The organism is Winogradskyella ursingii, from assembly GCF_013403975.1.
GTDB classification, from domain to species: domain Bacteria; phylum Bacteroidota; class Bacteroidia; order Flavobacteriales; family Flavobacteriaceae; genus Winogradskyella; species Winogradskyella ursingii.
Window position 1 is genome coordinate 560,222 of sequence record NZ_JABFDH010000003.1, and the last position, 14,556, is coordinate 574,777.

At 34.3% G+C, this 14,556-nt stretch carries 13 protein-coding genes and 1 other RNA gene; 9 read left to right on the forward strand and 5 right to left on the reverse strand.

Annotated elements, in window-relative coordinates:
* Window positions 1-22 precede the first annotated feature (22 nt).
* Window positions 23-739 carry a hypothetical protein gene (locus HM983_RS09935; RefSeq protein WP_179345257.1) on the forward strand — a complete coding sequence of 239 codons (717 nt, stop codon included), beginning with the start codon at window positions 23-25 and terminating at the stop codon, window positions 737-739.
* 69 nt (window positions 740-808) lie between these two features.
* A complete protein-coding gene (locus HM983_RS09940; protein ID WP_179345258.1) occupies window positions 809-1,051 on the forward strand; it encodes a putative signal transducing protein in 243 nt (80 codons plus the stop codon).
* A gap of 78 nt (window positions 1,052-1,129) precedes the next feature.
* Here the strand turns inward: HM983_RS09940 and HM983_RS09945 are convergent, their stop codons facing one another.
* Window positions 1,130-2,755 carry an ABC-F family ATP-binding cassette domain-containing protein gene (locus tag HM983_RS09945; RefSeq protein WP_179345259.1) on the reverse strand — a complete coding sequence of 542 codons (1,626 nt, stop codon included), beginning with the start codon at window positions 2,753-2,755 and terminating at the stop codon, window positions 1,130-1,132.
* Between the two features lie 166 nt (window positions 2,756-2,921).
* Between HM983_RS09945 and HM983_RS09950 the strand changes: the two genes are divergently transcribed.
* Complete coding sequence (locus HM983_RS09950) at window positions 2,922-4,385, forward strand: thioredoxin-like domain-containing protein (RefSeq protein ID WP_179345260.1); 1,464 nt, start codon at window positions 2,922-2,924, stop codon at window positions 4,383-4,385.
* Between the two features lie 25 nt (window positions 4,386-4,410).
* Here HM983_RS09950 and fsa read toward each other — a convergent pair whose 3' ends face one another.
* From fsa to ffs, 3 genes are all read right to left on the reverse strand, one after another.
* On the reverse strand, window positions 4,411-5,064 hold the full coding sequence (gene fsa / locus HM983_RS09955; protein WP_179345261.1) for a fructose-6-phosphate aldolase: 654 nt from the start codon (window positions 5,062-5,064) through the stop codon (window positions 4,411-4,413).
* 146 nt (window positions 5,065-5,210) lie between these two features.
* Entirely contained in the window at window positions 5,211-6,014 is an 804-nt protein-coding gene (locus HM983_RS09960; protein ID WP_179345262.1) for an SDR family oxidoreductase, read from the reverse strand.
* 148 nt (window positions 6,015-6,162) lie between these two features.
* Window positions 6,163-6,261: signal recognition particle sRNA small type (gene ffs, locus HM983_RS09965), an RNA gene on the reverse strand.
* Between the two features lie 87 nt (window positions 6,262-6,348).
* On the opposite strand from ffs, the gene HM983_RS09970 reads away from it, so the two are divergent.
* The 4 genes from HM983_RS09970 (at window position 6,349) to HM983_RS09985 (ending at window position 10,298) form a co-directional block, all read left to right on the forward strand.
* Window positions 6,349-7,368: a glutaminyl-peptide cyclotransferase gene (locus HM983_RS09970; RefSeq protein WP_179345263.1), complete on the forward strand. Its 1,020-nt coding sequence runs from the start codon at window positions 6,349-6,351 to the stop codon at window positions 7,366-7,368.
* Window positions 7,369-7,374: 6 nt separating this feature from the next.
* Window positions 7,375-7,764 (forward strand): acyl-CoA thioesterase, encoded by a 390-nt coding sequence (locus tag HM983_RS09975; RefSeq protein ID WP_179345264.1) that lies wholly within the window; start codon window positions 7,375-7,377, stop codon window positions 7,762-7,764.
* Window positions 7,765-7,862: 98 nt separating this feature from the next.
* Complete coding sequence (locus HM983_RS09980; protein WP_179345265.1) at window positions 7,863-8,630, forward strand: hypothetical protein; 768 nt, start codon at window positions 7,863-7,865, stop codon at window positions 8,628-8,630.
* 90 nt (window positions 8,631-8,720) lie between these two features.
* The gene (locus HM983_RS09985; protein WP_179345266.1) at window positions 8,721-10,298 is read left to right on the forward strand and encodes a hypothetical protein; all 1,578 of its coding nucleotides are present in this window, start codon (window positions 8,721-8,723) and stop codon (window positions 10,296-10,298) included.
* A gap of 140 nt (window positions 10,299-10,438) precedes the next feature.
* On the opposite strand, the gene HM983_RS09990 is transcribed toward HM983_RS09985, so the two are convergent.
* The gene (locus HM983_RS09990; protein ID WP_179345267.1) at window positions 10,439-11,713 is read right to left on the reverse strand and encodes a serine hydroxymethyltransferase; all 1,275 of its coding nucleotides are present in this window, start codon (window positions 11,711-11,713) and stop codon (window positions 10,439-10,441) included.
* A 109-nt stretch (window positions 11,714-11,822) separates the two neighbouring features.
* Between HM983_RS09990 and fahA the strand changes: the two genes are divergently transcribed.
* Window positions 11,823-13,115: a fumarylacetoacetase gene (gene fahA / locus HM983_RS09995; protein ID WP_179345268.1), complete on the forward strand. Its 1,293-nt coding sequence runs from the start codon at window positions 11,823-11,825 to the stop codon at window positions 13,113-13,115.
* A gap of 209 nt (window positions 13,116-13,324) precedes the next feature.
* Window positions 13,325-14,506, forward strand: a complete 1,182-nt coding sequence (locus HM983_RS10000; protein WP_218841848.1) for a hypothetical protein — start codon at window positions 13,325-13,327, stop codon at window positions 14,504-14,506.
* Window positions 14,507-14,556: the final 50 nt, after the last annotated feature.

Sequence of the window (14,556 nt, forward strand, 5' to 3'; positions counted from 1 at the left end):
TTAACTTTAAATAAAAAATTCTATGTTCAGAAAAACCAACATCGAGGAAAGACTTCAAAGTTTCAGGAATAAACGAATTTCTGAAAATGATATTTTGAATGCTGTGAAAAACATTTTAAATAAAGATAATTTAAAGGATGAACGTATAGCACAGACCTTAAATTCAGATCCGATAAAGAATTTCAATAATTTTGATTTTAATCTGCTCGAAAGTCAACACATTTATCATCTAGATCATATTAAAAACATTTGTATCGATTACAGACTGCGATTTCTGGACAGTAAATATTTTAAAGGGCCATTACCATACGAGGCTGTTTCTAAAATAAAACAACTAGAGAAAACTCATGATATTGAAATTAACGGGTTTAAAATTATTGCACCTTCTAAATTATTTAAATTGGAAAATGCAGATGATCCGTTGCTCTTTGCGCCAATCGGAAATGACTATTATTATTTAATTCATAAATGGGGAAAAGACCTCAATCCATTTAGAAAATGGTTGATGAAGCCTTTTAAAAATTTCGAAAACTTAATTTTTGCCACGTTATTGGTAAGTCTCATTGCAACAGGTCTTGTGCCTGAAGGCATTTTTTCTGATAAAATGACCTCTTCACAAACGGGAATGATTTTCTTCTTTATGTTTAAATCTATTGCTGCCATGGTTATATATTATGGTTTTGCAGCCGGTAAAAACTTTAACAATGCCATTTGGGACAGTAAATATTTTAACGCTTAAACTGAATTTTGATGCAAGATTCGTTACTTTTTTGTAACTTATAATTTAGAAACAATAAAATAGGAAATTATGAGCGGTTCTGAATATAGGAAAGTTTTTTATGGCAGTTTTATTATAGCAACACGTGTTAAAAATGAGCTTGAGCAGATTGGCATCACGCCAATTATAAAAGACGAAGGCGAGTCACAAAGACTAGCGGGTTATGGATCAATGACACAAGGCTATCAAGATGTTTTAGTACATCAAGATGAATATGATAAGGCTATGGAAATCGTTAATCGAATTCAGGGTGAGATGGAAAAACCTGAATGACTATTAACGACATTAACGCATGAAAAAGCTGGATTAAGATAGTCCAGCTTTATTTATTATATACAACGTAAAGTATTATTAAGCCATCACACCGTACATTTTATCACGCTGCTCCTTAATTTTTTTGTCGTTCATATATTCGTCAAACGTCATATAGCGATCAATGACTCCGTTTGGTGTCAACTCAATGATTCTGTTACCAACGGTCTGCGCAAATTCGTGATCATGTGTTGTTAACATAATTGTACCCTTAAAGTTTTTAAGTGAGTTGTTGAACGCCGTAATACTTTCTAAATCCAAATGGTTAGTTGGTTCATCTAACATGAGCACATTTGCTCTCATCATCATCATACGGCTAAGCATACAACGTACTTTTTCGCCACCGGATAAAACGTCGGAAGTTTTTAGAGCTTCTTCTCCACTAAAAATCATTTTCCCCAAGAACCCTCTGATATATACTTCCTCGCGTTCTTCTTCTGTTTTTGCCCATTGGCGCAACCAGTCTACTAAAGTCAATTTATTATTAAAATATTCGCTGTTATCCAACGGTAAATATGATTGATTTGTGGTTACTCCCCAAGCATATTTGCCAGCATCAGCTTTTTGTTTACCATTGATGATTTCATAGAATGCTGTGGTAGCTCTAGAATCTTTTGAATATACCACAACTTTATCTCCTTTATTTAAGTTGATATCTATATCCTTAAATAATATATCTCCATCTAAACTTGCTGTCAAACCAGACACATTGAGAATTTGATCTCCAGCCTCCCGTTCGCGCTCAAAAATAATGGCTGGATAACGACGGCTAGAACGTTTGATATCGGCTATATTTAGCTTTTCAATCATTTTCTTCCTGCTGGTCGCTTGTTTAGATTTAGCAACGTTAGCGGAGAAACGACGAATAAACTCTTCTAATTCTTTTTTCTTCTCTTCGGCTTTTTTATTCTGTTGTGCGTGTTGTTTTGCTGCCAACTGTGAAGACTCGTACCAAAAGGTATAGTTACCAGAAAAATGGTTGATTTTTCCAAAGTCAATATCAGAAATGTGTGTACAGACTGCATCTAAGAAATGCCTATCGTGAGATACCACAATGACACAATTATCATAATTAGCCAAAAAGTTTTCTAACCATGAAATTGTTTCGTAATCTAAATCGTTGGTAGGCTCATCCATAATGAGTAAATCCGGATTTCCAAATAATGCCTGTGCCAAAAGCACACGTACCTTTTGTTTTCCATCCAGATCCTTCATTAATGTGTAATGATGCTCTTCTTTAATACCTAAATTTGATAACATTGCTGCTGCATCACTATCGGCATTCCAGCCGTTCATTTCTTCAAACTGCACTTGAAGCTCTCCGATTTTTTCAGCATTTTCATCTGTGTAATCAGCATAGAGTGCATCAATTTGGGTTTTCAGTTTGTATAACGGTTTATTTCCTTTCAAGACAGTTTCTAAAACTGTATCCTCATCGTGCTTGTTGTGGTTTTGTTCTAAAACAGACATACGCTTGCCGGGTTCTAAATGAACACTCCCAGAAGTTGGGTCCATTTTACCTGCAATAATTTTGAGAAAAGTTGACTTCCCAGCACCATTGGCACCAATAATACCGTAGCAATTCCCGTTATTAAAAGTAGTATTGACATCGTCGAAAAGCACGCGCTTTCCAAATTGTACGGATAGATTAGAAACTGATAACATAACTTAGAATTTTAGGGTGTTTACCTTCAAAAATCATATTGATTTTTTCAGACTGCAAAAGTAGATAATTTAACCGAGTAGATGAAATAAAAACCAATGATAGTAAGTTTTAACGCCGCATTAACAAGACATATAGTAATCAACGTATATTTTTGTTTCGTTGATTATGAAGACACTCCCTAAACTTACTAGAAACGTATTATCTATTTTAACGTTTATCATAACGCTTGCTGGATGTGAATCCAATGATGGTTCTGATTACGCCTATATAGGCGGAGAAATTATTAACCCCAAGAACAGAACCGTAATTCTGCACAACACTAAAGGTAAAATAGCAGATACGCTTACTCTGGACGCTAATAATCGATTTCTACATAAAATTACAAATTTGGAATCTGGCCTTTATTCTATAAGGCATGGTGGTGAATATCAAATGGTCCTGTTAGAACCTACTGATAGTATTATGTTTAGGCTCAATACATATGATTTTGATGAGTCGCTAGTTTTTACCGGTAATGGTGCGAAAAAGAACAACTACCTTCTAAAAACTTATTTAGATAACGAGAGTGAAGCGAAAAAATTAATTAACTATGCTCAGATGGAACCTGAAGCATTTAACGCATTTGTCGAAGAACGAAGAGCCAACCAGTTAGATGCGTTTAACGAGTTTTTATCTCATAATGATGAAACACCTTTCTTTAAATCTATTGTAAGAGCAAATATTAATTACAATACCTATGCTGATAAAGAAATTTATCCTTTCGCATATTTTGGCAATAATAAACTAATACATATTAAAGATCTACCAGAAGATTTTTACAAGCATCGAGAAGAAATTGATTATAATGCCTCACATTTAAGTAATTTTTTTACATATAATCGATTTCTGTTTTCTCATTTTGACAACCTCGCTTTAAAAGCCTACTACGAAAAGAACGATTTTCATAGCAAATTCAATAGACACTCCACTGAATACAATAAAGCAAAACTCGATTTAATTGATAGTTTGGTCTCTGACGAAATGATTAAAAACAATCTTCTAAAATACAAAGCACGAGATTATATAAGTCATAACCATAGCGAAGAAGAAGCACAGGAAATTTTAGATTATTATCTCGCAAAAACTACAAATGATACTGATAAAGTTTATATGAAAGAATTAGTCTCTGCGCTAAAACTTTTACGTAAAGGGAACCCACTACCAAATTTGACTCTAGTAAATTATAATGGCACGGAACACTTTCTTTCAAATGCTATAATAAACCCAACAATTATCTATTTCTGGTCTTCAAATTACAAAGTTCAATACCGTAATAGCCATTATAGAGTGCTAGAGTTAAAGAAAAAATTCCCTAATGTTGATTTCATATCTGTTAACATTAATGATGATGATAGATTCTGGAAAAACGTAATTAAACAATATAGCTTCCCAACCATAAACGAATTTAAATTTAAAAACCCAAAGGAGGCTCTTAAAATTCTTGCAGTCAATTACATTAACAAATCTATTGTTGTGGATGAAAACAGCAATATCCTTCATCCTAATGCCGATATTTATAGCTCAGATTTTGAAACCATCTTGGCCGAATTATTGGATAAAAAAGAAGCACCTATTAATAAGGTGCTCTAAAAATTTATTGAAGTTTTAAATAACTCTAATTTCCTTTTTTATAATCTGCTAAGAATTTCTCTAAACCAATATCGGTTAAAGGATGTTTTAACAGTCCTGTAATAGAACTTAAAGGCCCAGTCATAACATCTGCTCCAAGTTTTGCACAATCAATGACATGCATAGTATGTCTTACTGAGGCTGCTAAAATCTGAGTTTCATACGCGTAGTTATCGTAGATATGTCGGATTTCTGCGATCAAGTTCAAGCCATCTGTAGAAATATCGTCCAAACGACCGATAAACGGAGATACATAAGTAGCCCCAGCCTTTGCAGCCAAAAGTGCCTGACCAGGAGAAAACACTAAAGTTACGTTGGTTTTAATACCTCTATCCGAAAAATACTTACAAGCTTTAACACCGTCTTTTATCATTGGTAATTTGATGACAATTTGGTCGTGTAGTTCTGCTAAAGCTTCACCCTCTCTTACCATTCCGTCAAAATCTGTAGAAATAACCTCCGCAGAAACATCACCATCTACAATTTTGCAAATGTTAACGTAGTGTTTCATAATGTTGTCCGTCCCAGTAATGCCTTCTTTGGCCATTAGCGACGGATTGGTCGTTACGCCGTCAAGAATTCCCATATCTTGGGCTTCCTTTATTTGGTCCAGGTTGGCAGTATCAATAAAAAATTTCATAAAAAAACTTGTTTTGAATTTCCCTTTAAAAAGAGAATCTTGTTTAAAATTGTTGTGTTTTTGTTGTTGCGAATTTACGACTTACGTGATGCAGTTTATGATGAAATTATCAAAATATATTAACAAGTCATTAATTAAAGGTTGAATTACAACTTGTAATGATTCATCAACAGTTTTTCATATGCTTTATCTGGAAGAATTCTTTTTAAAACAATTGAAAATTTCTGCATAAAGGCCCCAACCTTATAATGTATTTTTGGATTATTTGTTTCTATAATTTTTAAAATTGCGTCAGCCATTTCTTGTGGATCACCTCCGCTATCCACATGGTCATCCATTGTTTTAAGAGTGTTACAGTATTTTTCTTTATAAGGGGAATTACCCAAAACGGGAGCATGGTAGCGACCTGCAGCTATATTAGTTGCAAAATCACCCGGAGCCACATTGGTCATTTCTATGTTAAAATCCTTTAGCTCCATTCTAAAGGCTTCAGTTAACAATTCCAAAGCACCTTTACTTGCACTATATATTCCTCTATATGGCAAACCCATATAGCCAGCAATAGACGTTATGTTAACAATCAATCCAGAATTTTGCTCTCTCATGGTCGGTAATACCGCTTTGATAACGTTAATCGGACCAAAAAAATTAGTTTCAAAATTACGTTTGATTTCAGCATCGGGAATTTCCTCAATAGGTCCGGTGATACCAGCACCAGCGTTGTTAATAAGCACATCTATTTTAGATTCGTGGCTTAAAATTTTTTCGATACAACTTGAAATTGTCTCAACCTTAGTAACGTCCAAAGCGATAATTGGAAATTTACTATCAGGATAATTGTTTGGGTTTCGACTTGTACCGTAAACCTTATAATTTTTGGTCTGCAAATATTCGCCTATCGATTTTCCTATTCCCGAAGAACCACCAGTTATTAAAACTACTTTAGACATAAAGATTTTTAATTATAAATTGCAAAATACAAAATTCCAAGAGTAATTTCTTTCGAAATAATGCAAACCCTACCACTTGTAAGATATATCAAAACTAAAAAATCTTGATTCACCTATCGGCTGTCAAGATCTGAGTTTTGGGCACAAAAAAAGGCAAGCTACCTACATCACACCGCTACGACCGCGTACCCTTGCTACGTTCCCGTCCTGGGGGATTCAGCAGGAGCTGGTTGTGTAGGACTTGCCGCTGCAAAGATACAATCTTTTAATACTTTCACAATGATTTTTAAACTGAATTTTATTTAATAACTTGCTTAAAAATTATTAAAATATCATGCACATTTATAAACATATCATTGTCATTTGTTTAGCCGTTTTGTTCATTAATTGCAACAGTGTTAATGAGACGGGTTTTTCAATTAAGACTAATAATAAATCAATTCTTTTGGGAGACACATTGAATTTATCAATCAATAATCCTAAAAAGCTAGATATAGAAAACGTGACTTACAGCTTAGATGGAAAAATAATTGATGCCAATACCATCTTAAATGATGTCACACTGGGCTCAAAAACCATTACTGCAGCCATAGATTATAATGGCGAATCGACCGAAATTTCAAAGACCATCAAAATTTTTAATAACGAAATTCCATCGATCTATACTTTCGAAATTGTGAACACCTACCCTCACGATATTACTTCATATACACAAGGATTGGAATTTTATAATGGTGAATTGTATGAAAGTACAGGACAACGAAAGGAATCTAAACTCAGAAAAGTAAATTTTGAAACAGGAGAAGTGCTCAAAAATATTGATTTGGCAGATAATTATTTTGGTGAAGGTCTTACCGTTTTAAATGACAAAATCTATCAACTCACATGGGAAGCCAATACTGGTTTTATATACGATGTCAATTCATTTGAAAAAATTGACAGTTTTAAATATGGAAAAAGTAAAGAAGGTTGGGGATTATGTAATGATGGCAACAAGCTTTATAAATCTGACGGTACCGAAAAAATATGGACTTTAAATCCGGAAAATCTAACCGAGGAAAGCCATATTGAAATCTATACCGAAAAAGGAAAAATCCCAAGTCTTAATGAACTGGAATGGATTAACGGTAAAATTTACGCCAACATTTACCAAAGAAATGGTGTGGCTATTATCAACCCTAAAAATGGTGCCGTGGAAGGTGTGATTGATTTTGAACCATTAAAGAAAAAGGTGAAACAGCATGACGAATTAGATGTACTTAATGGTATCGCCTATCATCCTGAACGCAAAACAATCTTCGTAACCGGAAAAAATTGGGATAAACTTTTTGAAGTGACTATAAAAAAGAAATAAGATACTTTGCAAGAATTCACTAAAACTATTACTGTTACCAAAAACGATTTGGACGAACTCAACCACGTCAACAATGTGCGGTATGTACAATGGGTTCAAGATATTGCAGAAGCGCATTGGTTGAGCAAAGTTTCCGATGACATTTTAGAACACTATTTTTGGGTGTTGGTGAGTCATCATATAGAATACAAAAGCCAGGCCGTTCTTGGTGACACATTGCAACTCAAAACCTATGTTTCAAAATCTGAAGGAGTAACTTCTATAAGGCATGTTGAAATTATCAATATAAAAGATAACAAACTCATGGTTACCTCTGAAACCAAATGGTGTTTTATGAATACAAAAACCAAAAGACCTGCAAGAATCTCAACTGAAATAGCCGAATTATTTGATTAAAACTCTATTTCCGTTAACAATTATTTAGGTTAAAATTTCTTTAAGGTATTCGGTCAGTAGGGCTTAAAGGTTTTTCTTTATCGCTCAATCAATCAAAGATGCGTTACTTCTTCCTTCTGTTTCTTGGCATTCTATTACCAATAACTGCCAATTCGCAAATTATTAAAGCCAAGGTTTACGATTCCGAAACTACCGTAAAAGGTATTAGAGTGACCAACAAAACTCAAAATAGAGTGACTGGTACAAACATTAATGGTGATTTTAGCATTGTTGCTAAAATAAGCGATACCTTAACCTTCACATCACTTTTCCACCACCCGAAAGAAGTGGTTGTAACTGAAAAACATTTTGGTGAAACCATTGTTTTTGAGCTCGATAAAATTATTAACGAACTTGAAGAAGTACAGGTTAAAGCCGAACCAAAACAGCCCCTATTTACTCAAGAAACTTATAATGCTAACCTTCAAAACTTAATTAAGGAGGACATTAAAAATAATCCGCATTTATACCAACCTGCTGGTGCTACTTACGGAGTAGATTTTATTTACCTTATTGGGCAAGTCATAAAATTGTTTAAAAGAAAAGATACATACAAAGAGCCTATTTATGCTCCAATAACCTATATGCAGTTGGATTCTTTGTTCGCAAAAAATTCATTTTTTAACGAACGTTTGTTAACCAAGAGTTTAAAAATTCCATTAGAAAAGAAATATTTATTTCTTGAGTTCTTGGAAGCCAAGCAACTCAGTTCAGAATTATTAAAAGAAGATAAAAAGATGGATTTGCTAGAAGCCATGGTACAGAGCAGCGATTTATTTTTAATTCTGTTGGAGGAGTATGGTAATGAAACAGACATTAAAGATTGATTCACTTATTCTATCATTCAAAAAATAGCAGTTCATAATAAATCCTAACCTCAAAAGTTATATTTTTAGCCCTAATAACTCATATCACTTATGAAGCGATTGCTGACTTTCCTTTTATGTTTCGGAATTTTATTGTTCTGGAGTTCTTGCCGTAATGATTTTGAATTCTCGCCAAGTACAGGAAATCTGGAATTTGCAAGGGACACTGTTTATCTCGATACGGTTTTTACTGACATAGGATCAAGCACTTACAACTTAAAAGTCTATAATCGCAGTGATGATGACATTGTGATTCCTTCAATTCAGCTAGAACGTGGAGTCAATTCTTTTTATAGAATGAATGTAGATGGCACCACAGGATTACAAGGTACTCAAGAAGGCAAATTTTTTGAAAATGTAGAACTTTTGGCAAATGACAGTCTGTTCATTTTTATAGAAACTACAATAGATATTGAATCATTGTCAGCTTCGGATACACAATTTTTATATACAGACAGAATACTGTTCGATTCTGGCAATGAGCAACAAGATGTCGATTTGGTGACTCTTGTAAAAGATGCCGTTTTTATTTATCCCAACTTTCAAGGCACAAGCACTAATTTTGAAACCTTAATCTTTGATGCTGATGGAGATGGAAATCCAGATGAAACAAATTTACCAGGACGTTTTCTAGAACCTGAAGAACTCACTTTCACAAACGAAAAACCTTATGTAATCTACGGATATGCAGCCGTAAATGAAGGAGAAACATTGACCATGGAAGCTGGTGCGCGTGTTCACTTTCATGCAGATTCTGGTATTCTGGTGACCAATAATGCATCGCTAAATATTAATGGCGAACTCAGTACAGACCAAGTCACTTTAGAAAACGAAGTTATTTTAGAGAGTGACCGTTTAGAGCCATTGTTTGAAGATGTACCCGGACAATGGGGAACAATTTATTTGTTCAACGGGAGTATAAATAATACCGTCAATTATGCCACAATAAAAAACGCAACAATTGGAATCCTATCAGAAGGCAATCAAGACGAGCCAACAGATAAACTGACCATTACTAATTCACAGATTTACAATTCCAGCAGTTTCGGAATTTTGGGTAGAGCAACGTCCATAACAGCTGAAAATGTTGTAATAAACAATTCCGGGCAATCTTCTTTTGCCGGAACTTTGGGAGGAAAATATAATTTCACCCATTGTACTATAGCCAATTATTGGAACAACAGTTTTAGGCAGTTCCCTGCCCTACTGATCAACGATTTTGTTTTGGACGAAAACGGAAACCCGATTACCAATGATTTAGTTGAAGCCAACTTTAACAATTGTATCGTTTACGGTAACGATAACCCAGAGTTTATTTTAGATCAACAAGGAAATAATTTCAACTACAAATTCACAAATTGTTTATTGCGTTTTGAGAATGACAATTTAGAAGACCTACCTAATTACGATTTTAGCAACACTACGTTTTACGAGGGCAATATTTTTAATCTCGATCCAGATTTTGAAAATCCATTCGAAAATTTAATGCGAATAGGTGAAGATTCTGGTGCGAATAGTATTGGCAACTTAATGTTTGCCAACCAAGTTCCAATTGATATTTTAGGTATTCCTAGAACCGTATCACCAGATGCTGGTGCTTATGAAAGTGTAGTTTTTCAAGAAGATTAGAGATTTTTTAATTAGGTATCACTTTTAAAATTTGTCTTGAAATTGATATTAAGATTTCACTCTGCATACGATAAAACGAAAAACAAAAAAGCCTTTCAAAATTTAATTGAAAGGCTTTTAAATTTCTAAAACTTTAAACTTTAAGCCACAAATAAAGGCCTACCGCTCATTAATTCATTCACCTTTTTAGCAATACCTTCAAGTACAGTCTCATTCTCATAATTCATGATGACTTCATCAATTAGATCCACTACATAGCTCATGTCATTTTCTTTTAAACCTCTTGTGGTAATCGCTGGTGTCCCTACTCTAATACCTGAAGTTACAAATGGAGATTCTGTATCAAAAGGCACCATGTTTTTATTAACTGTAATATCTGCTTTAACCAATGCTTGCTCTGCGTCCTTGCCAGTAATATTCTTATTCCTTAAGTCAATTAACATCATATGGTTATCTGTGCCGCCTGATATTAAATTATAATCCTTTGCTACGAATGCTTTAGCCATAGCATCTGCATTATGCTTTACTTGAAGCATATAGTGCATAAATTCGTCCGTTAAAGCTTCGCCAAAGGCTATTGCTTTTGCGGCAATGATATGTTCTAGTGGTCCGCCTTGATTTCCGGGAAATACTCCAGAATCCAATAAGCTAGACATTTTTCTGAGGTTACCATTTTTCAATTTTATACCAAATGGGTTATCAATATTTTCTCCCATCATAATCATACCTCCGCGCGGACCGCGTAATGTTTTATGTGTTGTTGTTGTAACAACGTGGCAATGTGGCATCGGATCGTTTAAAATTCCTTTAGCGATTAGTCCTGCAGGGTGAGAAATATCTGCTAGTAAAACAGCACCAACACTATCGGCAACTTCCCTAAATTTTTTAAAATCTATATCCCTCGAATAAGCAGAAGCACCCGCAATAATCATCTTAGGCTTTTCCTTTTCTGCCTGATCTGCCAACATATCGTAATCAATATAACCCGTATCTTTTTTAACGCCATAAAATGTTGGTTTATAAAGTTTACCTGAGAAATTCACCGGTGAACCATGTGTTAAATGGCCTCCATGTGAAAGATCAAAACCTAAAATAGTATCGCCAGGAGTTAAACATGCATGATATACTGCTGTATTGGCTTGGCTTCCAGAATGTGGCTGAACATTGGCATACGCAGCTCCAAAAAGGGTTTTTGCTCTGTCAATTGCTATTTGCTCGACCTCATCTACCACTTCGCAACCGCCATAATAACGCTTACCAGGATAACCTTCTGCATACTTATTGGTAAGTACAGAACCTGCAGCTTCCATAACTTGGTTGCTCACAAAGTTTTCTGAGGCAATGAGTTCAACACCATCTATTTGGCGTTCTTTTTCGGCTTGTATCAGTTCAAAAATCTGTTCGTCGCGTTGCATATATAAATTCTTTGTTAAATCAATACAAAAATAGTGAATACATTAGTTTAAAAATAAAAATATATGTAGGTTTGAGTATAACTAATGAACATTTAATCAACAATAATATATGCCATTATCAGCCAATAATCCAGACAGAACATCGTGGTTGCACGTAAATAAAGATTCTGATTTCCCGATTCAAAATATTCCTTTTGGAGTATTCTTAACTAGAGATGATATTATTACTATAGGAACTCGGATTGGAGATACCGCAATCGACCTTGGGGCTTTACATCAATTAGGATATTTTGAGGACATTCCCCTGACCGACGATATCTTTCTTCAAGATACTTTGAATGATTTTATAGCAGATGGTAGAAAAACGTGGCGACTTGTTAGAAACCGTATTGCCAAAATTTTTGATGCTGAAAATCATACTTTAAAAAATAACATCCCACATAAAGAACGTATTCTTTTTCGCTTAGATGAAATTGAAATGCAATTACCGATTCAAGTTGGCGATTATACAGATTTCTATGCAAGTAAAGAACACGCCACAAACGTTGGTACCATGTTTAGAGACCCAGAAAATGCACTTATGCCCAATTGGGTACATATGCCTGTGGGTTATCACGGACGTAGTTCTTCAATCATTCCTTCAGGAATCCCTGTACATAGACCTCAAGGTCAAACTATGCCAGAGGGAGCCAAAAGTCCAGTTTTTGGACCCTCTAAACTTGTAGATTTTGAACTCGAAATGGCTTTTATTACAACGGACGCGAATGATTTAGGAGAACCCATTCCTATTAACGAGGCTGAAGAATATATCTTTGGATTAGTTCTATTTAATGATTGGTCTGCGCGCGATATTCAAAAATGGGAATATGTACCATTAGGACCATTTTTAGGAAAAAGCTTTGCATCATCAATGTCACCTTGGATTGTAACATTAGATGCATTAGAACCTTTTAGAGTAGAAAGTCCAAAACAAGATCCAAAGCCTTTAGAATATCTTCAAACTAAAGGCAAAAAGAGTTTCGATATTAACTTAGAAGTAGGAATACAGCCCAAAGGCGCAAAAGAAACCGTGGTTGCAAAATCCAATTTTAAATATATGTATTGGAATATGGCTCAACAATTAGCACATCACACTGTGAACGGTTGCCCTGTGAATTCTGGTGATATGATGGGTAGCGGAACGATTTCCGGGCCAACTGAAGATTCTTATGGCTCAATGTTGGAGCTTAGTTGGAAAGGAACTAAGCCTCTAAAAATGAAGGATGGAACAGAACGAAAATTTATCAATGATAACGACACTGTTATCATGCGCGGCTATTGTGAAAAGGATGGTACACGTATTGGCTTTGGATCAATAAAAACCAAATTGTTACCGGTTTTTAATCCGAAAAAGAAAAAATAGCAAAGTCTGTAGTTGAAGATGGTAGCTCGTAGTTGAAAAAAATTTTCAACTACGAGCTTTTTTAATTTATAATTTGAAAACAACTACTTGGTAACAAAAGTCTCTTGCAAATTAAATAACTTACAGATTTACAACCTCATAACTTCATCAATTCATTTTGGCATCATAATTGAAATCCTATTCATAAGTCTAATTTAAAACACAAGATTATGAAACGATTATTACTATTATCAGTCTTAGTTTCTGTACTAATATCTTGTAGTGCAAAGAAACAAATTGAAACAGCCATTAGTCACGGAAATTACGATGAGGCTATTGAAGAGGCTTTACAAAAGCTCGAAAACAACAAAGACAAAAAGCGTAAGCAAGATTATATTGTTATGCTTGAAGATGCTTATTACAAAGTTTTGGAGGAGGATTTGAGCACTATTGCGCATTTTAAAAAAGACGGTAATCCAGAACAGTACAAAACAATTTATGAAATCTATATAGATTTAGAAGAAAGACAAAATGCTATTAAGCGCATATTGCCATTAAAAATTAATGGAAAAAGTCTTAATCTTAAATTTAATGACTATGCGTCCGAGATTGTAGATTACAGATATAAGACATCTGATTATTTGATAGGTCAAGGTATAACTCTTCTGGATTCTGAAGATAAATATAATGCTAGAAAAGCCTACGAGATATTTAGATACATAGATCGCATTAACCCAAATTTTGAGGAAACCAGAAATCTAATTGATGAGGCACACCATAAAGGAACAGACTATGTACATGTTTCTTTACAAAACAACACAAATCAATTGATTCCTGAACAATTAGAAGAGGAATTATTGGACTTTAATACTTATGGCTTAAACCAATTATGGACACAATATCACATTACAGCAGATAATTCCATTGATTATGATTTTGCCATGCAGTTGCAATTAAAAAGTATTAACATTTCTCCAGAGCGTATTAACGAAAGACAATTACTGAGACAGCGAAATATCGTTGATGGTTGGGAATACCTGTTAGATAATAACGGAAATGTAGCAAAAGACAGTTTGGGTAACGATATTAAAATAGATAAAATCGTAAATGTAAAAGCTAGATTTGTAGAAGTGATACAGACGAAATCCGCACAGGTGATTGCCGATGTCATTTACACTGATTTAAAACAAAATAGAATCGTGGATAAATTTGTTATCGATAGCGGTTTCACATTCGAAAATATATTTGGAAGATCTAGAGGAGACCAGCGCGCTTTGAACAGAGACGATCTTTTTCTTCTAAGACAAAGACAAGTGCCGTTTCCAAGAGACGCCCAAATGGTTTATGACACTGGTGAGGAATTAAAATTTAAATTGAAACAAATTATTAAATCCTATAAGTTGAATAGTTAAAATAAAAAACCTCTCTAATTGGAGAGGTTTTTTATTTTAATTTATTTAAT

Coding starts and splice junctions, on each gene's coding strand:
- HM983_RS10000 (WP_218841848.1), top strand. CDS start 13,325: ATGAAACGATTATTACTATTATCAGTCTTAGTTTCTGTACTAATATCT.
- HM983_RS09960 (WP_179345262.1), bottom strand. CDS start 6,014: ATGTCTAAAGTAGTTTTAATAACTGGTGGTTCTTCGGGAATAGGAAAA.
- HM983_RS09970 (WP_179345263.1), top strand. CDS start 6,349: ATGCACATTTATAAACATATCATTGTCATTTGTTTAGCCGTTTTGTTC.
- HM983_RS09945 (WP_179345259.1), bottom strand. CDS start 2,755: ATGTTATCAGTTTCTAATCTATCCGTACAATTTGGAAAGCGCGTGCTT.
- HM983_RS09980 (WP_179345265.1), top strand. CDS start 7,863: ATGCGTTACTTCTTCCTTCTGTTTCTTGGCATTCTATTACCAATAACT.
- HM983_RS09985 (WP_179345266.1), top strand. CDS start 8,721: ATGAAGCGATTGCTGACTTTCCTTTTATGTTTCGGAATTTTATTGTTC.
- HM983_RS09950 (WP_179345260.1), top strand. CDS start 2,922: ATGAAGACACTCCCTAAACTTACTAGAAACGTATTATCTATTTTAACG.
- HM983_RS09935 (WP_179345257.1), top strand. CDS start 23: ATGTTCAGAAAAACCAACATCGAGGAAAGACTTCAAAGTTTCAGGAAT.
- HM983_RS09990 (WP_179345267.1), bottom strand. CDS start 11,713: ATGCAACGCGACGAACAGATTTTTGAACTGATACAAGCCGAAAAAGAA.
- fsa (WP_179345261.1), bottom strand. CDS start 5,064: ATGAAATTTTTTATTGATACTGCCAACCTGGACCAAATAAAGGAAGCC.
- HM983_RS09940 (WP_179345258.1), top strand. CDS start 809: ATGAGCGGTTCTGAATATAGGAAAGTTTTTTATGGCAGTTTTATTATA.
- fahA (WP_179345268.1), top strand. CDS start 11,823: ATGCCATTATCAGCCAATAATCCAGACAGAACATCGTGGTTGCACGTA.